The organism is Paenibacillus prosopidis, from assembly GCF_003337375.1.
GTDB classification, from domain to species: domain Bacteria; phylum Bacillota; class Bacilli; order Paenibacillales; family Paenibacillaceae; genus Pristimantibacillus; species Pristimantibacillus prosopidis.
The window spans coordinates 53,825-75,412 of record NZ_QPJD01000017.1 but is presented as its reverse complement, the minus strand read 5'-3'; the positions used below and the strand labels follow the sequence as shown (position 1 = coordinate 75,412).

At 46.9% G+C, this 21,588-nt stretch carries 19 protein-coding genes and 1 pseudogene; 3 read left to right on the top strand and 17 right to left on the bottom strand.

Annotated elements, in window-relative coordinates:
- Positions 1 to 94: 94 nt before the first annotated feature.
- Positions 95 to 1,651 carry an ABC-F family ATP-binding cassette domain-containing protein gene (locus DFP97_RS23520; protein WP_114382909.1) on the bottom strand — a complete coding sequence of 519 codons (1,557 nt, stop codon included), beginning with the start codon at positions 1,649 to 1,651 and terminating at the stop codon, positions 95 to 97.
- 467 nt (positions 1,652 to 2,118) lie between these two features.
- On the opposite strand from DFP97_RS23520, the gene DFP97_RS23515 reads away from it, so the two are divergent.
- A complete protein-coding gene (locus tag DFP97_RS23515) occupies positions 2,119 to 2,754 on the top strand; it encodes an FMN-dependent NADH-azoreductase (protein WP_114382907.1) in 636 nt (211 codons plus the stop codon).
- Between the two features lie 158 nt (positions 2,755 to 2,912).
- The gene (gene ku / locus DFP97_RS23510; protein ID WP_114382905.1) at positions 2,913 to 3,752 is read left to right on the top strand and encodes a non-homologous end joining protein Ku; all 840 of its coding nucleotides are present in this window, start codon (positions 2,913 to 2,915) and stop codon (positions 3,750 to 3,752) included.
- Between the two features lie 48 nt (positions 3,753 to 3,800).
- Here the strand turns inward: ku and DFP97_RS23505 are convergent, their stop codons facing one another.
- The 3 genes from DFP97_RS23505 to DFP97_RS23495 all read right to left on the bottom strand — a co-directional run bounded on the left by DFP97_RS23505 (position 3,801) and on the right by DFP97_RS23495 (position 7,573).
- A complete protein-coding gene (locus tag DFP97_RS23505; RefSeq protein WP_245976563.1) occupies positions 3,801 to 5,423 on the bottom strand; it encodes a GMC oxidoreductase in 1,623 nt (540 codons plus the stop codon).
- A 302-nt stretch (positions 5,424 to 5,725) separates the two neighbouring features.
- On the bottom strand, positions 5,726 to 6,787 hold the full coding sequence (locus DFP97_RS23500; RefSeq protein WP_114382903.1) for a glycoside hydrolase family 88/105 protein: 1,062 nt from the start codon (positions 6,785 to 6,787) through the stop codon (positions 5,726 to 5,728).
- Positions 6,788 to 7,012: 225 nt separating this feature from the next.
- On the bottom strand, positions 7,013 to 7,573 hold the full coding sequence (locus DFP97_RS23495) for a YhcN/YlaJ family sporulation lipoprotein (protein WP_114382901.1): 561 nt from the start codon (positions 7,571 to 7,573) through the stop codon (positions 7,013 to 7,015).
- A 192-nt stretch (positions 7,574 to 7,765) separates the two neighbouring features.
- Here DFP97_RS23495 and yjcZ point away from each other — a divergent pair, with 192 nt between their 5' ends.
- On the top strand, positions 7,766 to 7,873 hold the full coding sequence (gene yjcZ / locus DFP97_RS31725) for a sporulation protein YjcZ (RefSeq protein WP_114382899.1): 108 nt from the start codon (positions 7,766 to 7,768) through the stop codon (positions 7,871 to 7,873).
- A 717-nt stretch (positions 7,874 to 8,590) separates the two neighbouring features.
- On the opposite strand, the gene DFP97_RS23480 is transcribed toward yjcZ, so the two are convergent.
- The 13 genes and pseudogenes from DFP97_RS23480 to DFP97_RS23425 form a co-directional block, all read right to left on the bottom strand.
- Complete coding sequence (locus DFP97_RS23480; protein WP_114382894.1) at positions 8,591 to 9,001, bottom strand: tellurite resistance TerB family protein; 411 nt, start codon at positions 8,999 to 9,001, stop codon at positions 8,591 to 8,593.
- Between the two features lie 93 nt (positions 9,002 to 9,094).
- Positions 9,095 to 9,604, bottom strand: coding sequence for a hypothetical protein (locus DFP97_RS23475; RefSeq protein ID WP_114382893.1), 510 nt, complete (start codon positions 9,602 to 9,604; stop codon positions 9,095 to 9,097).
- Between the two features lie 167 nt (positions 9,605 to 9,771).
- A complete protein-coding gene (locus DFP97_RS31720) occupies positions 9,772 to 10,449 on the bottom strand; it encodes a 2-oxo acid dehydrogenase subunit E2 (RefSeq protein WP_281271009.1) in 678 nt (225 codons plus the stop codon).
- A gap of 93 nt (positions 10,450 to 10,542) precedes the next feature.
- Positions 10,543 to 11,559, bottom strand: a pseudogene (locus DFP97_RS31715) (thiamine pyrophosphate-dependent dehydrogenase E1 component subunit alpha); the annotation flags it as partial.
- Between the two features lie 13 nt (positions 11,560 to 11,572).
- Positions 11,573 to 13,015: a bifunctional 2-methylcitrate dehydratase/aconitate hydratase gene (locus tag DFP97_RS23465; protein ID WP_114382891.1), complete on the bottom strand. Its 1,443-nt coding sequence runs from the start codon at positions 13,013 to 13,015 to the stop codon at positions 11,573 to 11,575.
- A gap of 21 nt (positions 13,016 to 13,036) precedes the next feature.
- Positions 13,037 to 14,158 (bottom strand): bifunctional 2-methylcitrate synthase/citrate synthase, encoded by a 1,122-nt coding sequence (gene prpC / locus DFP97_RS23460; RefSeq protein WP_114382889.1) that lies wholly within the window; start codon positions 14,156 to 14,158, stop codon positions 13,037 to 13,039.
- A complete protein-coding gene (gene prpB, locus DFP97_RS23455) occupies positions 14,159 to 15,046 on the bottom strand; it encodes a methylisocitrate lyase (RefSeq protein ID WP_114382887.1) in 888 nt (295 codons plus the stop codon).
- Positions 15,047 to 15,075: 29 nt separating this feature from the next.
- Positions 15,076 to 16,218 carry an acyl-CoA dehydrogenase family protein gene (locus tag DFP97_RS23450; protein WP_114382885.1) on the bottom strand — a complete coding sequence of 381 codons (1,143 nt, stop codon included), beginning with the start codon at positions 16,216 to 16,218 and terminating at the stop codon, positions 15,076 to 15,078.
- A 24-nt stretch (positions 16,219 to 16,242) separates the two neighbouring features.
- Positions 16,243 to 17,103: a 3-hydroxybutyryl-CoA dehydrogenase gene (locus DFP97_RS23445; RefSeq protein ID WP_114383074.1), complete on the bottom strand. Its 861-nt coding sequence runs from the start codon at positions 17,101 to 17,103 to the stop codon at positions 16,243 to 16,245.
- Positions 17,104 to 17,119: 16 nt separating this feature from the next.
- Positions 17,120 to 18,289, bottom strand: coding sequence for an acetyl-CoA C-acetyltransferase (locus DFP97_RS23440; protein WP_114382883.1), 1,170 nt, complete (start codon positions 18,287 to 18,289; stop codon positions 17,120 to 17,122).
- Between the two features lie 15 nt (positions 18,290 to 18,304).
- On the bottom strand, positions 18,305 to 19,444 hold the full coding sequence (locus tag DFP97_RS23435) for an acyl-CoA dehydrogenase family protein (protein ID WP_114382881.1): 1,140 nt from the start codon (positions 19,442 to 19,444) through the stop codon (positions 18,305 to 18,307).
- Positions 19,445 to 19,640: 196 nt separating this feature from the next.
- A complete protein-coding gene (locus DFP97_RS23430; RefSeq protein ID WP_114382880.1) occupies positions 19,641 to 20,558 on the bottom strand; it encodes a TIGR03943 family putative permease subunit in 918 nt (305 codons plus the stop codon).
- Positions 20,555 to 21,424: a permease gene (locus tag DFP97_RS23425; RefSeq protein WP_114383072.1), complete on the bottom strand. Its 870-nt coding sequence runs from the start codon at positions 21,422 to 21,424 to the stop codon at positions 20,555 to 20,557. Before DFP97_RS23425 ends, DFP97_RS23430 begins: the two co-directional genes overlap by 4 nt.
- Positions 21,425 to 21,588: the final 164 nt, after the last annotated feature.

The following is a 21,588-nucleotide window of genomic DNA, read 5'->3' as shown; positions in this document are numbered from 1 at the left end:
CAACTGCCTCCAACAGAAGCCTAAATCTCATACGTCACAAAAAAGAAGACCCGAAGGTCTTCTTTGTGTAAAGCATTATACGGTGGCTCCCAGTTTAAAATACCTTCGTTGTCCAGGATTCACAATTCCATGTATCCGTCACGACATCGCGATAAAATTCCGGTTCGTGGGAAATAAGCAAAATGCTGCCTTTATACGCCTTAAGGGCGCGCTTAAGCTCATCCTTAGCGTCCACATCCAAGTGGTTGGTCGGCTCATCAAGGACCAGCAGGTTCGTTTCACTGTTGATCAGCTTGCATAGGCGCACCTTTGCCTTCTCACCGCCGCTTAGCACGGCAATTTTGCTCTCAATATGTTTGGTCGTGAGCCCGCACTTGGCAAGCGCCGCACGCACCTCGAACTGCGAGAAGGATGGGAATTCCTTCCAAACTTCCTCGATGCACGTGTTGTAATTCGTCTCCTTCATCTCTTGCTGGAAATAACCGATGCTAAGGTTTTCTCCACGCTGCACAGTTCCGGAAATAGCCTGAATCTCTCCTAAAATACTCCGCAGCAGCGTCGTTTTACCGATCCCGTTCGCACCTACAAGCGCTATTTTCTGGCCCCGTTCCATACGGAGATCGAGTGGCCTGGATAAGGGGCTGTCATATCCAATAACGAGCTCCTTGGTCTCGAATATCAGCTTGCCGGAGGTTCTTCCATCCTTGAAATTGAACTGCGGCTTCGGTTTCTCTTTAGCCAGCTCGATGACATCCATCTTATCGAGCTTCTTTTGTCTTGACATCGCCATGTTTCGCGTCGCGACGCTCGCCTTGTTACGTGCTACGAAATCTTTTAAATCCGCAATTTCCTGCTGTTGGCGCTTATAGGCTGATTCAAGCTGCTGTTTTTTCATTTCGTGGACCTGCTGGAAGTATTCGTAATCTCCAACATAGCGGTTCAACTCTTGATTCTCCATATGGTAGATCAGATTAATAACGCTATTAAGAAAAGGGATGTCGTGTGAAATTAAAATAAATGCATTCTCATACTCCTGCAGATAGCGCTTCAACCACTCGATATGCTGCTCATCGAGATAGTTCGTAGGCTCGTCGAGGAGCAGAATGTCCGGCTTTTCGAGCAGCAGTTTTGCCAACAATACCTTCGTCCGCTGTCCGCCGCTAAGATCGTTAACGTCCTTATCCAGTCCAATATCGGTAAGCCCCAATCCGCGGGCGGTCTCTTCGATTTTGGCATCAATCAAGTAAAAATCTTGATTCGTCAAAGTATCCTGAATCGTTCCGACATCCTCAAGCAGCTGTTCAAGCTCCTCCGGAGTTACATCGCCCATCCTGCCATACATATCGTTCATCTCTTGTTCCATATCGAACAGGTATTGGAAGGCACCCTTCAGGACATCGCGGATCGTTAACCCTTTGCTCAGAACCGCATGCTGATCGAGGTAGCCGACGCGCATGCGTTTGGACCATTCGACCTTGCCGTCATCCGGCTGGAGCTTGCCTGTAATGATGTTCATGAAGGTGGACTTGCCCTCGCCGTTGGCGCCGATGAGTCCAATGTGCTCGCCTTTAAGCAGGCGGAAGGATACGTCGTTGAAGATCGCGCGGTCTCCAAAGCCGTGACTTAGTCGTTCTACGTTTAATATGCTCATGAATGACACCTTTTCTATAAATTATTCTCGTTATATTATAAGCGTTAAGAGGATACAACTCAATGTTGGATTCAGGCAAAAAAGCCGAAATGTCACAATGACACCTCGGCTCTTTACCCGCTTTCCACATAGCTCTCAAACAGACGTTGATGGTGCTGCTTATCCTGGAGCGCCAATGGCCATACTGATCGGATCCTCAAAACGATCGAGTATATATTGTGCACTTGAAGGAATCATGAGGCTGCGCTGAAAAACCGCTGAATAATTTATCAATAAAAGGTTAATATTCATTGAGGAAGATTAACCTAACAAGTTGGAGCTCCGATAGCTATTTATGATTACGACTTGTTCACAGGCGGAAAACTTTGATAATTAAAAGTAAGTAAATTAATATTTGAAATAAGCAATAAATAAGTTATAATGAATGTGCAACTAAAAATGTTAGATAAGAAGGGAAGTTTTTAAACATGTCAACTGTATTGTATATCACTGCTCATCCTCATGATCACCAGACTTCGTTTAGTATGGCTGTAGGGAAAGAATTTATTGAGGCGTACCGTGAAGCAAATCCGTCGGATGAAGTTATTCCCGTGGATTTGTATGCATCGGAAATCCCCCAAATTGATGCCGACGTATTCAGCGGTTGGGGAAAACTTAGATCAGGTTCTTCTTTCGATCAACTATCCGATTCTGAAAAGTCGAAAGTGGGTCGCTTGAATGAAATCGTGGAGCAATACGTGGCGGCTGACAAATACGTCTTTGTTTCTCCAATGTGGAACTTCTCTTTCCCTCCGGTTTTGAAGGCTTACATTGATGCCGTTTCTATTGCGGGTAAGACGTTCAAATACACCGAAAATGGTCCTGTAGGTTTGCTGCAAGGCAAAAAAGCCCTTCATATCCAAGCAAGCGGCGGAGTCTACTCCGAAGGTCCTGCTGCCGGTTTTGAAAGTGGACACAGCTATCTTGCGAAAATCATGCAATTCCATGGCGTTCCCTCCTTTGAAGGAATCTTTGTTGAAGGCATGGCCGCTGCTCCGGATAACGCAGACGCCATTAAAGCAAAAGCTATTGAGAAGGCAAAAGACGCTGCAAAAAAATTCTAATCAACCTACCCAAATGAAATACGTAAAAGCCGCTTAATCAGCAGTCACCCTCACCTTGCCTACAAAGGCAACGTGAGGGTGATCTTTTTTATGTGCTTATACAAAAGAATAATTTGATCTCTTACAGTAGAAATTAAACTAAAAAGGAGCGTGTGATGATGCATACCGTTTGGAAAGGTGCGATCAGCTTCGGGCTTGTCCATGTACCAGTGAAAATGTTTACGGCAACAGAAGACAAAGACGTCCACTTCCGGAGTATACACAAGGACTGTGGGACTCCTATTTCAAATAAACGTACTTGTTTACATTGTGACAAAGAAGTTGGTCTGGATGAAATAGCCAAAGGCTTTGAATATGAGAAAGGAAAGTTTGTTCTTTTTAATGAAGAAGAATTGGAAGCATTAAAACCGGAATCGGCAAGAGTCATACAGATTCTCGATTTTGTTGATTTAACGGATATCGATCCTTTGTATTATCAAAAAGCCTATTATTTATCGCCGGATATGGCCGGAGCCGGAGCCTACAGCCTGTTGCTTGAGGCTATCAAACAAACCGGGAAGATCGGTATTGCCAAAATATCTATTCGAAGTAAGAGCAGCCTGGCTGCCATTCGAGTTGTAGGTAATTGCCTTTGCATGGAGACGATGCATTATCCCGATGAAATTCGCTCCATAGCGCATGTACCTAATCTACCGGATCAAGTAAATGTAAATGAAAAAGAACTGCAAATGGCAAAGATGTTGATTGAGCAGCTATCCGAAACATTTGACCCTGAGAAATATACCGATGATTACCGCATTGCGATGCTTGAGGCAATCCAGCATAAAATTGCTGGCGAAAGTGTAGACATCATTGCAGCTCCTGCTGCTGGCCGTACTAATGTAATTGACCTTATGGCCGCTCTTCAAGCGAGCCTTGAAGCCGCTAAAACACCGCCTGCCGCTCCTAAAAGCAAACGTAAGAGTCCAGCTAAAAAACCGAAAGAAATCGTATCCTGATTGTTATGCAGCTCAAAATGAAGAGTCGTTCCCTATAGGATAGACTCTTCATAGTTTCGTGATAATGTAATCTGCAGTACGTATGGCAAGGGCTATCGTCGTTAATGTCGGATTGGAGGCTCCAATTGGAGGTAGAACACTATTATCGGCCACGAATAATCCGGCCATGCAAAATACCTCGCCATAGCGGTTCGTTCCCCCATCGCAGCTGTCATCGCTCATTCGGCAAGTTCCCGATACATGATTATCTTGGCCTGGAGGCATTAGACAGATCTCAGCCTTCCCCCCGTTTGAGATTAAAGGCGCTTTGATAATTTCGGATACTTGTTTTACCGTCTGCGCTACTTTTTGAATGATTTCTTTATCCTTCTCGCTATAGGAGAAATTGATTTGAATTTTCGGAACTCCGTATTCATTACGTAGATTCGGATTCAAATACACTTGATTTTCATAGCGCGATTCAACAATACCAAAACCTTCAAAACGTACACCCAATTCCTTATGCAATGGCTCTTCCTCATAACTGTACCAAAAATAATCTCCAGGTCCATAGAGTTGAATTTGTAGAGGCTGTGCATCCGTCTGAGGGATTAAAATGCCCAGAGTTCCTAAAAGCTCCGAAAAATCCGCTCTGTTCAATACTCCATGCGCCATTATAAAAGAATGATTGGTGAGAAAATGACCGATTGCTCCTCCTTGTATCCCGGAATTAAGCAAAATCTGCGGGGTTTCAAGAGCCCCTGCCGATACGACCACGTTCTTGGCTTTGAGAAAAAACGATTTCTTGTTCGGATTCATCACTTCTACGCCAACAACTCTCCCCTTTTCGTGGAGTACCTTTACTGCGCGGGCATTCACAGCCAAATCAAAGGAACTTTGATTTAAGGAATAAGCAAATAAATTCATGGCGCTGTAAAATACATTGGAATGGATTCGTCCATATTTTGTAGTCTCTAAATCAACCGCCATAGGTAAACCCGACGCTTCGGTAAAACCGCCTTCCCGAAGCCGCTTCACAAGAACTTCCGTGACCGATGAACCCTTGGTGTAATCCCGTGTAATGTTCATAATCTCTTCTGCGACATTATAGTAATAACTCATCTCTTTTAATGTGACTGGCCACTTCCTCAGCACGGATTCATGCATCCGGGGAGAGACGCCGGACCAAAACAACGTTCTTCCCCCAAGCGCGTGCAGCAGGGTTGCAGCAGGAAAGTCAGGAATCCGCTTGCCAATTGGTATCGAAATTTTTGGATTCGTAAATAATTGTCTAAATCGCTCTAAATCGAGCGTAGGGATGTTCTGTGCATGCATTGGCAACAACAGATCGCCCGCATCAATGATACCGATCCGTTTGCCGCTTGCGCCGAGCTGTTCGCATAGCCTCCAAAGGACGGCACTACCTCCTGCTCCGGTGCCGATGATCAGAACATCATACTCGGTCTGCTCCATCTGCTCTAACGGAGTAAGCGGAATCCATTGATCCAAATAGCCCGTTGGAGGATCAGGCGGACAAACGGGAGGAACAATCTTTGGTTTCATACCCGATTTGACTAAAGGCGGCAGCTTTAAGGGTATGCCTCCAATATTCTGATCAGGATCCTGAATGTTTGGATTCAGCGAAAGGAGTTCCGTGACATCGACCTGATTTTGTCCTGCTATATACCTCAAGGTATGACCATCATTTGCGATGTATATTCTTATGGTTATCACTTCCTTTCGAATTACCGCTGCGCAATCCGCAAAATAGTTCATATATATGTTGTATTTCGGTAACTATGCTACGAAAGAATGCTACTCAGAGCCATTATTAATGCAGCATATCCTGGGTGGTATACAGTGGACGGCAGGAATAAAGGGGGGAGATTGCGGGAAAAAGTATAGCTCTTGAACTTTCCTTACATATGAATAAAAAAGCTTGGCGGCAGCGCCAAGCTTTTTTTATTTCAACTATCTTGCCAGAGTTTCCATTCTTATGCTCCATTGGAACCGTCCCAAATCTCAGCCAGCAGCATGAGCACAAGACCCTGCCCGAAGAGTGACGGATGACAAGGTATCTCATTATAGGCCTCAATCGACGGCATGATCGGTGTGCCTCCAGAAACGCCGGTGACCTCACCGCCAGGCGTTACCTTCAGGATAACAGCGTCTACTGCCCTATACGCGGCTTCCAGGAAAGCTGTTTCCAGCAATCCTTGGCGTACAGCCTTCACGATGCCGCAAGCAATACCGGCACTACCCGACGTTTCCGCGTAAAACGTAGGCTGATCCAGCACGGTTGACCATAAACCGTCGGCTTGTTGGAATCGAGTGAGGCTTCGCATCAACGTTTGATAGCGATCGAGCGTTTCCTCCGGCACGGCAACTAATCCATCCAACTCTTTAACAATCATGGGGGTGGCTACTGCTATCCAAGCATTGGCCCGAGTCCAACGGGCAGCTGACAGATGGTTGCGGGCAGCGCTGTTCCATCCGTGAAAGAGTACCCCCGTTTCTTTATCCTGAAGCAAATCTAAATGAAGTTCTAATTGGCGGACGGCTTCCTTCGCATAGGAAACATTTCCGGTCAGTCGGGCGAGTCTCGCTAGAAACAGCACTGCCATAAAAATGGTGTCTGCCCAAACCTGCTCCGGGAATTGTACGTTCTCTGTAACCGTATGCTCGAATGCCCCCTCCCTGGTGCGAGGCGCTTCCGTTAGCATCCAGTTGCCAATGCTTTCAGCTGTTTCCAAATAAACAAAGTCATGCGAATGCTCATAGAGCGCAGGAAAAACAGCATATGGCGCCATCGCATTAATGACTTTAACTTTCTCCGCTTGGTAAAAATTTTTTCGTGTCCATCCAATCAGGTCATCCATCACTTTCGCTTCTCCGGTGCGTTCATAATAAGATAGCATAGCAATGATGCCAACGCCAGGCACCCAGTCCCAATGATTAATATCCATGCCCCAATTGCCTGTATGATCCTGCAGCATGTAGCGATAAATTTGGCCAGCTGTCCATTTGACGTTTTCTACTGATCTCAAAATACCCATGATACAGCACCTCCACAGCGAAATTATTGTATCTCTTCCTATACTCACGTAGGTGGCGACGCAGCCGTTTTTACGGAATGGACAGCTCTGTTAAATCGCCGTTGTCCGATGACAGCGGTTTTCTTATACATCTTAAAGATAATCAAATATTCGAAAAAAAAGAACCTTCCCAGACTCTCATCAGTCGGGCAAGGCTCTTTATCGGTGCTGGACAACCGTTTTTAATTATCTTGCATTAGGAAATATTCTAGCTGCGATCTCATTTAACTGCTCCATGAATCCTGTAACTGGTCTTCCTTCTTGAATGTCACCGACATACCCGTTAATACGTTCTACAAATTCCGGATTAGTGGATACATATACGTTTTGAATATTTGGATCCACTTTTCTCACCTGATTGGCAATCTGGTCTTCAATATTCTTCGTTAATTTTTGTTGATCGTTATCAAGGACAGCTGCAACATAAGCATTACGCCGGGTAACAAGCACGTTAGCCTGATTTACGCCTTTTAATTTTGTAATCGTTTCTGCAGCTTTGTCAGCAATTTCTATGCGATTGTCCAATGTCCCGACTCCGTCGCGACCAGGTCTCCGATTATCTGCACCCCCTACTCGGCCGTTATTCCAATCATCCCCATTGTTTTGATCACCCAGCATTTGAGGTCCGCGATTATTGTCCCTAACATTCTGTTGTCCCATCTGATTATTATTTGGGTTGTTCGCACATCCCGTTGCAACAATCAAAAGGATTGCAATCCATACAAATGTTTTTTTCATGGTGTCCATGATCACTCACTTTCTTGATTTTTGCTTATTATTCCGTATATCCCAATGTTCATACATCGGTACTCAGTTTCCCTTTTTATTCCAATTAGGCAAATGCCATTATTCAAATGTCTTTAAGACAAACACCCAATCATGTTACAACAGCCTTGCATAACATACAGTGTACTCCATATACAAGGAGGTGTAGTAATAATGTCCGGTTATGTTGGCGGGGCTTTCACGAACACGGGTACAATCCTGGTGCTCTTCATTTTATTGGTGATCATTGCTTGCAGTTGTATGGGCTTCGGGAGATATTAAAGGCCGAAATCTATCGGTGATCAATTGTATACGGCTTGCATGAATTCCTCCATAAAAACCTCCGCAAAAGGCCCATTCCATGGGTCTTTTGCGTTTTAATTCACGTCCTTGAAAAAAGGCATCTTACATATAACAATGTGGTATCTATCTGCATTTAATATAAAGAGACTTTTTTGAAAGTGAGGTGATAGATTTGGCTGGTTTTGGTATTCCGCTGCAACCGGATTTAGTATTAGTTTCTTGGATAAGAAACCCTCTTGAACCTGGCTCACCTCCGAGGATTACCGCCCTCCGCGTAATTGGAAGCGCTAAGCCTTGTGGAAGTAAATTAACTCCCAATGCGCTTCTTTTCCCGGCAATAAAGTGTCTTAAAAAGAATGGCTTCGTTGTTGTAGTAAGCAAGAAAACAACAGCTGTTTCAGGCTATTTGCTCTTGCAACGCGGATAATTTCCGTCTGGTTGAGATCTGAACACATTTAGATTCTCATATTAAAATTCCGTCATCCATCCAATCAAATCTATCAATTTTGAATAAAATAAACTAAGTAATAGAATAGGAGGTGATTGGAATGACTTTCAAAAAGAAATTGGTTGCTGTTGTAGTTAAAAAAATTTTTATCGTTAAAAAGAAGCGTAAAAACGACACCAACGGCTACTGGAAAAAACATTGCTAATTTAAAAGAAAGGAGCACCTATTAACTAGGTGCTCCTTACATCTTATGACGGGTCCAAAATAAGCTTTATACCCTCGATTTTAAGTTGATCCATACGAATGACCCAATTTTTTAGCGTTTCATAGGTTCTATCCGAAAATCCAAATATCCTTTTCAGATCTCTCGCGATTTGTTTCTCCTCATCATTATAATCGCCGTCGGCGAAAATCAACAGCAGGATTTCTGCAAAAAAGATGTTCTTAACCTGTTCGTCCTTCAGGTCACCGATAATAGCAGAGAGTTCCCTTTCTGAAGTAAACGTATAGTCCGATTCCTGCATCTCCATCTCATCCATATAAGACCTTAAATATCCGCTCTCCTTGCGGTTTACGAAGCCGTCAGCTTTCGCGACAACATACGCTAATTCCAAAAACGCTTCTTTATGTTCTTTCCTCTGCAGAAAATGCAAAAACAAAACTGCCACTCTCCTGTTTCACTAATTTGCTTGCCTATTTTTAACTTCGGCATCATTATAACATTTCGTTAATACAAATTTACACTAAGTAACCTAAGGAACATACTGCTGAACGATGCGAACAATTTCCCCGTCTTTCACCGTCAGGTGATAAGGGAAGTTTTTCAGCTGCAAGTCATCCTCCAGGTTTATAAGTTCAATAAACTTTTCGACGGTAATCTGCTCATCCCAAACAATATCTGCTTCAGCAATATTTCCCGTCCGGTTATAAATTTGCATAAGCACTACCGCATCGTCATCAATAGGCATGGTCTTCAATGTAGAGTCATCATTTATAACGTAATATCCGTCAGGAGGACCTTCCATCTCCGCATCGCCCTCCCTCTCGAGGAACATACGGGTCGCTTCCTCTCCTTCGTACCATTCAACTTGGTCTACGGATAACCTATATTGATGATCCCGTTGCTCGACACTTTCGATATAGACGGTTTGCAAGCCGGCCGTTTTGGCTACCGGTACATATTCACGTTCACCCGCCAGCGCAAAACTAAGAGCAGTTAAACAAGCTGTCAAAACAACGGCAGCTATTGTATATTTTTTCATCGCGCTAACGCTCCTTCTGAGTGGTGAATTTAATTAAGCTTACTAATAGATTATAACGTACGCAGAGATAAATAAGTTACAAAAATGATGCAAAATTTATGTGAATTCAGAAGGAATAACTCGCGGTTGCGCAAACCGCAATATTTTCACCGTCTAGTAATTTGTTCTCAATAAATGAGAGTTTCTAAATCATATTCTTCCACATTTGCCTTTATACATTTTAGAAATTTACTGCAGATCGTTTCATCTAAAATTCGTTGGTCATATGACAAGCAAAGGTTAATCATAGCGCGGTTCGCTAACATATCGTTTATCATTACGGGCTTTTGCATAATCGACTCAAAGGATAAGCTGGCTAATTGCGGCTGCTGAATCATGGGATAAGAGATGACTGAACCTGTAGCACCAGAGACTTTAACAGTAAATGTTCCATCGGGCTTATTTGAACGTAATGGATTAGCGCCAGTAGCTTTTTTTGCTATAGCCTCAAGCTCGAATGCAAATCCTGCGATGCTTTTGCTGTCAGCATGTTTAATTATCGATGTAAGGAATGAATCCCCCGAATTGACAGTAAGTGAAAGGTGTACTTCGTGTTTGATCATAATGTTATGCGATGCCCATAAGGCATTCATCATTGGGAACTCTTTGATGCTATTCACGACTGCTTTTAAGAAAAAAGGCACTAAAGTCAATTGGACGCTTTCAGATTGCCAAAATCCTTCCTTGAGCTTTTCATGCAATCTGACGAGATTGCTGACGTCTGCTTCAACCGCCATCCAGCCCTGCTGTACTCCAGGCTCAACTTGAGACATGTTGGCTTCAGAAATCGGTCTCTCGTCTTGAATAGGGATATCCTTTCCTGCTGCATAAGAGTGTAAGCGTACTTTCTTTTCCCGGTTTAAGTCGGCTTCATTCGGAATCTTATGATTAGATGGATGCCCCGTATGGCTGTCATAAACATGAAGCAGCGTATCTTCCGGCTCCGGATAATCAGCTTGTTCCGCATAGCTGGTCGATTCGTTCATTTGCAACATGATCTTCTCGTTTAACAAACGTTCCTTCTCTTCGCTTAGTAAGCCGCACTCGAACAAATATTGCCGATACTGCTTGATGCCGTCTTTTTTCTTATGCAATTCGACCTCTTCCTTGGACCGGTAAACCATATCATCATCAGCCGTGGAGTGCGGCGATATCCGGTACAGCATCGCTTCGATCAAGGTCGGTCCCTCGCCTCGAAGGGCGCGCTCCTTCGCCTCTTTAACAACTCGATAGACCTCAAGGGCGTCGTTACCATCCACGCGGATTCCGGGAAATCCATATCCGGCAGCACGGTCGGCAACTTTGCCGGCTACCTGTTTATGGGCAGGAATCGAAATGGCATATTGATTGTTCTCGCACATGAAAATAACCGGCAAACGATAAACACCGGCAAAATTAAACGCCTCGTGCACATCGCCTTGGTTGCTTGACCCTTCACCGAAGGTGACAAAAGCAATTCGATCCTGCTTTTTCATTTTAAAGGATAAGGCGAGCCCCACCGCGTGAGGCACCTGAGTAGCCACAGGGCTTGAACCCGTTACAATGTGGTGTTTTTTGGATCCGAAATGTGCGCTCATTTGCCTTCCCCCGCTGTTCGGGTCTTCCGCTTTGGAGAAGAGAGAAAGCATTAATTCTTTTGTTGTCATTCCGAGCGCTAATACGAATCCGTAGTCACGATAATAAGGCAAGAAGTAGTCATGCTGCTTCTTCATTGCAAAAGCGGCGGCTACCTGTGCGGTTTCCTGGCCGATTCCGGAGACATGAAAAACGATTTTCCCTGCGCGCTGCAGCAGGATGGCGCGTTCGTCAAACCTTCTGGCTAACAGCATGTACTCATACATCTCCAATGCCTGCTCATCCGTTAAACCTAGCTGATGATGCCTCGGGATTTTATGAATCGTCACGGTAATCCCCACCTTTGGCCGAAGCTTAAATGATAAACAGATCCACGAATTGATGAACCGAAGTCCGCTCCAGCACTTCCTGATCACGGCAAAGTTTCAATATGGCCTTCACTTGCTTATCTGGAAACCGGCTCCTAAGATTCGACTCGAATTTTTGTTCCAGAAGAGGAATGGCCTCATTGCGTCTTCTCCGATGCCCAATAGGATACTCGACTTCCACTTTATCCGTTACGGTCCCGTCCTTGAAAAACACTTGGATGCTATTTGCGATCGAACGTTTATTTTCATCGAGGTAGTCATGCGAATATCTATTCTCTTCAACGGCAATCATCCTTTGCCGCAAGTTATCGATCCGCGGATCCTGCGCGGCCGCATCTTCGTAATGATCGGCAGTCAGCGTGCCGAAGAGGAGTCCGATTGCCACCATGTATTGAAGACAGTGGTCACGATCGGCCGGATTATGAAGCGGCCCCGTCTTGTCGATGATACGTAAGGCGGACTCGTGCGTCGTGAGTACGATTTTATCGATATCGTCCAGCCTGTCTTTGATTCTAGGGTGAAGCAGCATCGCACATTCGACAGCCGTTTGGCCATGGAATTCCGCCGGATACGATATTTTAAACAGCACATTTTCCATGACATAGGCTTCTAAACGACGCTTGAAGATCAAAGGCTTGCCTTTAAATAAGACGTCATAAAACCCCCATGCCGGCGTCGTTAAAGCGGAAGGATAACCCATTTCCCCCCTTACCGCCATTAGTGAGAGCCGAACGGCACGGCTCGTCGCATCGCCTGCAGCCCATGACTTCCGCGAACCCGTATTAGGCGAATGCCGGTAGGTACGAAGCGGATGACCGTCAATCCAGGCATTGGATACGGCATGAATGATTTCTTCCTTTGTGCCGCCAAGCAATGCTGTTACAACTGCCGTTGAAGCGACCTTCACCAGAATGACATGATCGAGTCCTACACGATTAAAACTGTTTTCGAGCGCGATGACCCCTTGGATTTCATGTGCTTTGATCATGGCGGTCAACAAATCCCTCATTGTAAATGGCGATTTGCCTTCTTTGCTGTTTTTTCTGCTTATATAGTCAGCTGTAGCAAGAATACCTCCCAAATTGTCGGACGGATGTCCCCACTCTGAGGCAAGCCAAGTATCGTTATAATCAAGCCAGCGAATCATACAGCCTATATTGAAAGCTGCTGTTACCGGATCCGTCTGAAACGAAGTGCCGGGCACCCTTGCGCCGTCAGGAACAATCGTACCCGGCACGACCGGCCCGAGAAGCTTGGTGCATTCAGGATAGCGAAGCGCAAGCAGGCCGCAGCCCAGCGTATCCATCAAGCAGAACCTTGCCGTCTCATAAGCCTCCGGGCTCTCGATCGTATAATCCGCAACGTATTCGGATATATCTACAAGAACTTGGTCGGGATCCGGCCGGACGTTGCTGATGTGGGTGGACAATGTAACTACCTCCCTTCATTGTCAGGAACGGCTTCTGATTGCAGGCCAAGACTTTAGATCGGGACCGGAGTAATCGGCATTCGGCCGAATCAGCCGGTTGCCGGCACGCTGCTCGATGATATGCGCTGCCCACCCGCTTGTTCGTGAAATGACGAATATGGGCGTAAACAAAGGAGTCGGAATCCCCAGTAACCGATAGGCCGACGCACTGTAAAAATCCAAGTTCGCAAACAGCTTTTTCTCCCGCAGCATGATTTGCTCAATTCGCTCGGAAATGTCATAGAGCTTCATTTCGCCGGCTGCTTCAGAAAGTGTTCTCGACCACTTCTTAATGATGTCGGATCTCGGATCGGAAACCGAATAGACCCGATGGCCAAAGCCCATGATCAATTTTTTCTGTGCCAGCATTTGCAAAATCCCGTTCTCCGCTTCATTTGGACCTTCAAAAGCCTCGATCAGCTCCATAGCCGCTTCGTTCGCTCCGCCGTGCAGTGGTCCGCGCAGCGTGCCTATCCCGGTCGTAATGGCCGAATAAAAGTCGGAGAGCGTGGACGCCGTAACGCGGGCCGCAAACGTAGATGCATTGAACTCATGCTCCGCATATAAAATGAGGGAAACGTCAAGCGCCTTCTCATGAAGCCCGCTTGGCTTCCGCCCATGCAGCAGCTCCAGAAAATGTCCTGCAATACTTTCACTATCCGTCTCCGTATCTATCCTTGTTCCGCTCGTATGATAATGATGCCAGTACAATAAGATAGAGGCACAGCTTGCTAATAATCTATCGGCAATATCATATTGATCACGGTCTAAAGCTTCCGGTTCGAACGCAGAAAAGGCAGAAATGCCGGTACGCAAAATGTCCATCGGATGTGTACTTCCGGATAGCTGCTCCAGTATCGTCCGTAAGCCGTCCGGCAGCTTTCTTAAACCCGAAAGCTTTTGCTTATATTGGTTCAATTCTGTTTGACTCGGCAGTTTCCCGTATATGAGCAAATAAGCTGTTTCTTCGAAAGAACCGAATTGAGCCAGATCATCAATAGAGTAGCCGCGGTAAGTCAGGCCTTTGCCTTCCTTGCCTACCGTGGAAATCGCCGTTTGCCCGGCAATAACTTCGGCAAGCCCGCCGGTTTTTTTACCCGCCATTTACGAATCTCCCCCCTCTGCTCCGAACAGCTGATCAAGCTTTTGTTCATAGCCGTGATACTGAAGAAAATCATAAAGCTCCTCCCGGGTCTGCATGAGCCCGACAACGTTTTTTTGCGTTCCTTCCAGCCGGATCGTCTGGTAAACCTGCAAGGCAGCCGCACACATAGCCCGGAAAGCCGATAAAGGATAAAGCGCCAGGCTTACGTCCGCATTTCTGAGCTCCTCAAGCGTAAATAAAGGCGTTTTCCCGAATTCGGTTATGTTCGCCAGCACCGGTACATTCACCGCATCGGCAAATCTTCTGTAATCTTCGAGACTGGTTAAGGCTTCCGGAAAAATCATATCTGCACCCGCTTCAACGCAAGCGCATGCCCTTTCAATCGCAGCCTCCAAACCCTCGACTGCTAACGCATCGGTGCGGGCCATAATGACAAAATGAGAATCCTCCCTTGCGTCTGCCGCTGCTTTAATCCGATCAACCATTTCCCCTTTACTGACAATCGCTTTATTCGGCCGATGCCCGCATCTTTTGGCCATCACCTGATCCTCAATGTGAACGCCGGCTGCGCCTGCGCGGCTCATCTGCCTGATCATGCGCGCGATTTGAAAGGCTCCACCAAACCCCGTATCGGCATCAACGAGCAGCGGCAGCTCCGTCACGCCCGATATTCGGTGAACCTCCTCTAGACAATCGTTTAACGTTGTAATCCCGAGGTCAGGCAGTCCGAAGGAAGCATTCGCAACTCCGGCTCCTGATACGTACAAAGCGCGAAAGCCTACCCGCTCCGCCATCATGGCTGTATAAGCATTAATTGCACCCGCTACCTGCAGAGGCTTCTCGACTCTAAGCGCCTGACGCAGACGCCATCCGGGAGAATCAGCCATTCTGCCACCGCCTTTTATATTGGAATCACTTATTTGAGCAACTGGCTCCCAATCACAATCCGGTGAATTTCATTCGTTCCTTCATAAATTTGAGTTACCTTGGCATCGCGAAACAGCCGTTCTACCGAAAGCTCCTTCGTACACCCTTCCGTTCCGAACAAATGAACCGCTGCTCCGGCCACCTCAACCGCAGTATCGGACGCAAACATTTTTGCTATAGAAGCCTCCTTGGTACAGGGCAGACCTTCCTGCCGCAGAAAGGCGGCACGATAGACAAGCAGCCTCGCCGCTTCCACCCGGGAAGTCAATTCAGCAAGACGTGCGTGATGCGGCAGCAGCTTGCCGCGAAGTTTCAGGGTTCTGGCCGTACGCGGGTTCAATCGGCTTTCCAGCATATGCAGCGCTGCTTGAGCAATCCCGAGTGCTTGAGCCCCAATGCCGATTCGGCCGCCGTCTAGAGAACCTTTAGCAATCGAGAAGCCTTCGCCTTCTTCACCCAGTCTCTGCGTAACCGGAATTTTCAGCTGATCAAAACTCAATTCGCAAGTATTAGACCCATGAAGGCCCATTTTCTTTTCCTTTCTTCCGATTCGCAAACCCGGTGTATTACTTTCTATAATAAACGCGGTAATTCCGCCCGGTCCTCTTGTAGAGTCTGTAACAGCAAATGTGACATAGATATCTGCAGCTCCGGCATTCGTAATGAATATTTTCGACCCGTTCAATATATAGTGGTCCCCTTCGATTATGGCTGACGTTCGTAACGAGGCTGCATCCGATCCGGCATGAGGCTCCGTTAACGCGAAAGCGCCTAAACCTTCCCCTGCAGCCAGTTTGCGGACATATTTCATCCGCTGCTCGTCATTTCCATAGTACAGAATCGGAAAAGTGCCGACTGACGTGTGAACGGACAGGATAACCCCTACTGCGGCGCTGACTTTGGAGATCTCGTTAATGGCAATGATATAGGATATAAAATCGGCTCCAGCTCCGCCCCATTGTTTCGGTACGGGAATCCCCATCAGTCCCAGCTTCGCCATTCGCTTCACAATCGCAATCGGAAACTCGTCACTCCGTTCCATCTTGGGCACGATAGGGGCAATCTCCGTTTCCGCAAAATATCGAACCGCCTTCTGCAGCTCTTCTTGTTCCTTCGTATACCGGAGCTCCACCGTCAGGCACTCCTTTCCGGTAATCTACCCCCGTCCTTCATAAATATAAAAGCCCCGACCCGTCTTGCGCCCCAGCCAGCCGGCCTTTACATAGTTGCGTAATAACGGACAAGGCCGGTATTTCGAATCGCCGAAGCCTTGATGCAGCGTTTCCATTATCGCCAAACAAGTATCAAGTCCAATGAAATCTGCGAGGGCGAGCGGTCCCATCGGATGGTTCATCCCGAGCTTCATCACCTGATCCACCGCCTCCGGCACGGCAACCCCTTCATATACGGTGTATATCGCTTCATTAATCATCGGCATCAAGATGCGATTAGACACGAATCCCGGAAAATCCCGAACCTCTACCGGAGTTTTTCCAAGTGCTTGCGCCAGTGTCCTGATGCAGTCTGCCGTACCGTCCGAGGTCGCAAGGCCCCGAATGATCTCAACAAGCGGCATAACGGGCACAGGGTTCATAAAATGCATGCCGATTACTTGCTCTGGCCGGTTTGTCACCGCTGCTATTTCCGTTATAGACAGTGAGGAAGTGTTCGTCGCCATAATGGTTTGCGGCATGCAGATCCGCTCCAAAGCTTTAAATAATGTCTTCTTCGTTTCCATCTTTTCGGGTGCCGCTTCGATTACCAGATCCGAATCGCTGGCATTCTCCAAGTTCGTTGAAAGAGTGATGTTTTGTAAAACCAGCGATTTCTGTTCTTCAGTCATACGTCCCTTGTTTACGAGACGCGTAAGAGCTGTGCCGATAGCGGAAAATCCGCGATTAACAGCCTCTTGATCAATATCGTATAGCGTTACGGTAAAACCGCTTTGCAAGAACGTCTGGGCGATGCCGCTGCCCATTTGACCTGCACCCAGCACCGTGACTTTACGGATATCCATCGTTACCACCCCGGCTTCATCCATCCACTTGTATCAATAACGCATCTCCCTGAGCGCCCCCGCTGCAAATCGCAGCGATACCGAGCCCGCCGCCCCGGCGCAGCAATTCGCAGATCAACGATAGCACGATTCTTGCCCCGCTTGCCCCGATCGGATGACCTAACGCGATCGCCCCTCCGTTTACGTTGACCTTCTCCGCATCCCAGCCGAGAATTTTTCCGCAAGTGAGAATAACGGAAGCAAAGGCCTCATTCACCTCAAATAATTGGATGTTCTCAAGAGCAACTCCTGTTTTTTGTAAAAGCTTACGGATCGCATGTGCTGGCGACGTGGCCAGATAAGGTGCCTCGAGCCCAATCGAAGCGTGACCGATAATCCTTGCAAGCGGCTTATATCCGCCGCGACGCGCTTCTTCCTTCGACATTAGCACTAAAGCGGCGGCCCCGTCGTTCACACCGGGAGCATTTCCCGCGGTAATCGTTCCGTTTTTGTCAAAGATCGGGCTGAGAAGGGCCAGCTTACCGGCGTCCGTATCGGAGCGCGGTCCTTCATCAGTAGCGATAATAGTCCTCGCAGACGTATAGGAAACGATTTCTTCGGCAAATAGGCCCTGACGGCTTGCCGAAACCGCTCGTAAATGACTCCTTAGTGCCCAATCATCCTGTTCAGACCGGCTGACTCCATACTCCGCTGCGACACGGCTGCCGTGAATGGCCATATGGACATTGGCGAATGCACACAGTAGACCGTCATGAATCATGAGATCGGTAAGCTCTGAATCGCCCATCCGGGCTCCCCACCTTGCTACTGGAACAGCATAAGGCGCATTGCTCATGCTTTCCATTCCGCCGGCTGCTATGATTTCCGCATCACCGGACCGGATGATTTGATCCGCTAATGTGATAGCACGCAAGCCGGAGGCGCATACTTTGTTGATCGTTTCCGACGGAACACTCCAATCAAGTCCCGCAAGTCTCGCAGCCTGCCTTGACGGAATTTGCCCTGCGCCTGCTTGGAGCACCATACCCATAATGACCCCATCCACGTTCGCGGCCTCAACTCCGGATTTTTGCAGCGCTCCCTTAATCGCGGCTCCTCCCAGCTCGACGGCCTTTACGTCTTTGAAAACTCCTCCGAATTTGCCGAATGCCGTTCTTGCCCCGCCGACGATGACCGTTTCACGCACTGCGGCAATCGCCTCCTATTCCGCCAAAATGCGATAAATGAAATCCGTTTGCATGCCGCCGGTTCCGATGTCCGTTTCCAGGCACTTGGCATCCCGTAAAAAACGCTCCATCCGGTATTCCCGCATATAGCCATAACCGCCAAATACTTGAACCGCATCGATCGCGACGGCTACAGCGGTGTCTGCGGTATATTTTCTGGCTATGGCGGCTTCCCTGCTGCAGGATAAGCCCTCGTTCATGCGCCATGAAGCCTGATAGGTGAGTAACCGCGCAGCCTCAATCTTGGCCGACATGTCAGCCAATTTAAAAGAAATACCTTGCTGTCGACCGATCAGTTTGCCGAATTGCATGCGCTCCTTGGCGTAATCAGCCGCCGCTTCCAAAGCTCCTTGAGCGATACCGACTGCTTGCGCAGCGGCGCCAATATGTCCGATATCGATGACTTGATCGGCAATTTCTTGGCCCTGACCCTCTTTCCCGATCCTATTTTCATTCGCGACCCTACAATGCTCAAATACCATTTCAGCGGTCATCAAAGAGCGCAAGCCCAGCTTCCGCACTTTATTTCCGATATAGCAGCCGGGCGTGCCGTTTTCGATTAGAAAAGCGCTGAGGACCGGCTTTCTTCTTATACTTGGCACTTGTGCGTAAACGATATAAATATCCGCTGCCCCTGCGTTGATAACGAAAGAATTTGCTCCGTTTAGAACAAATCCATCCTCGTCTGCCGTCGCAATAATACCGTTTTCCTTCGCGGTTTTATCTCTGCTGTCAGCTGGAAAACCGCATGCCCCCAGCTTCACTCCACCCGCCATTTCGTTCAAATAAAGCCGTTTAAGCTCTTCGCTTCCGAATCTGCAGACCGGCCAGGCAGAAAACGCAGTATGCGCAGCCAAAACGGCCGCAGTCGATGCACAGACCTGAGATAGCGATTCTAATACGACCGCATAAGTTAAGATATCGCTTCCCGCTCCGCCATATTGCTCTGGAATAGGAATTCCCGTTAAGCCAAGTTCTCCCATCTTTCTGAATAGCAACCGTTCAAATTGTTCCGTCTCATCCCGTCCCCCCGCATTTGGAGCAACTTCCTTTTCTGCAAAATGCCGAACGACCGAACGCGTCATCTCCAGCTCCTCGGATAGGTGAAATCGCATCTCCCTCCCTCCCTTGCGCAGTAAACCTGCATCGCGAGCGTTGCTTCTTCTAGTGGACAAAGTTCGACCTTATCCGCGTTTAACCTATTATATGAAGGCCTCATTATAAAAAATAACTTTAGCGTTCCAGATTCGGAACATATTCTCGCTATCGCTCGAAGACAAAAAAAAAGATCCGCCAAATGGCGGATCAAAATTACAGCCTGTAAACGTAAGGGTCTTTAGGTGTATCTATCGGCTTCCACTCCGATACTTTTAAGACAGGAATTTTTTGCTTAAACGGCTGATATAGCTCCCAGGTTAGCTTGCCAGTGACATGAAACCATTCATCGTCTTTAATTTCAGTGTTATTAGGGAATTCAACAAGCATGCCGAATACGCCGGAATCCGCAACACAGTGAATAAATCCGAAGCGGAAAATAAAATAATGATTCCCGTCCACCTGCTGCCCTTTATAGGCAAAGCCGTCGAAGCCGATTGTTTTTCCCATAAAAGCTTCCGGTGAATTATAAATAGCTTCCATTCCTTTTAAATAATCTGCGTCGTTTAGAATAATAGTCGGTCGATTGATGAATTCAGCCAATTCTTTATTTTTTACTTCGTTATAATCTTCTTTACGATAAAAAACACTTGTATCCGGCTTTAAAAACTGATGGGCTCCCGGGTTATTTTCAATATTTTGCTCAAAGGTCGGAAAGGAAAAGCCCTTGGCCTTTACAAAGCTTGAATCAAGCGCCTGCGCAGGCAGAAAAAGTCCTGTAACTATAGGAACAAATAGAATGAGGTAGCTGAAAAAGCGCTTCAACCTGCTGGACTCGCCGTGCGAATGGCCATGTTCGTGATGATCATGTACATGGCCATGCTGCTGGTGCTCAGTATGTTGGCATTGCTCGTTATGTTCATGCCCTGCCGCCGCAGCTGCCAGCTTCTTCTCTTCCGCAATTTGCTCACGTGAGACGCGTACAAATTCAAAAATGCTCAGGAGCCCCATAATGATGACAGCGCTAATAGATAAATAAGCATATTTCATATTAATGTATTTGTTAATATCGCCTGTATAATGGAGCATAAAGAACATGAAAGAAAATCCGAATAAAATAAAAAATCGAATCATCCGAATAACCTCCCTACAATTAACGAACCTGCGAGCGTGAAGAAGGCTACCAGACCGATCAGTACGGCAACAAATTTTCCGCGGTAGGTACCCAGCAGCATCAACGTATTTTTAATATCGATCATCGGACCAAAAACAAGAAACGCGGATAACGATCCAACGGTAAACGTACTTCTGAATGACGCTGCAATGAAAGCATCCGCTTCCGAACAAAGGGAAATCACAAAGGCCAATGCAATCATGACCAGCGATGAGGTCAGCGGGTTACTTCCCAAATGGAGCAGGTAAGATGTAGGAACGAATGTCTGCATGCACGCAGCGATAAATGCGCCCAAAACTAAATATTTTCCTACCGAAAAAAACTCATCGATGGCATGAACAATAATTTCATAAAGTCGGGATTGCAACGAAACGCGTTTAGTCAAATGTGCAGTGCTTGGCTCTAACGCCGCGGCAACCTGAGGCTCATAGCTTCGGAACGGAAGCTCTTTGAACATAAATGAAAGGATTACAGAAACGGTAAACGCGACCGCAACTGCCAACCCTGCGCGGATTCCCACCATTTTCCAATCATTTCCGAAAGCGATATAGGTTGAAAATAACACGATTGGATTGATAATCGGTCCGGTCAGCATAAATGCAATACCGGCATGAAGCGGCATGCCCTTATTGATTAGCCGGCGGGTGATCGGAACGATGCCGCATTCGCATGAAGGAAACAAAATACCGACACCGCAGCCGAAAATCGTGGCAAGGAACCGGTTTTTAGGCATAATGCGGGCTATCCAATTCTCCTTCACGAAGGTTTGGATGAGTCCGGAAATAAGTACGCCCACCAAAACAAATGGAATAGCTTCCATCACCATACTTATAAAGATCGTATTTAATTGATAGATTGTAGTCAACCCTGCTCATCTCCACAACGTATACTTGAATCAAATTCACTAACTACTAATATAGCTCGTAGAGCTTTAATAATAAAGAAACAAAAAAAGCCACGATTTACGTGGCTTTAGAAGCAAATCCTATC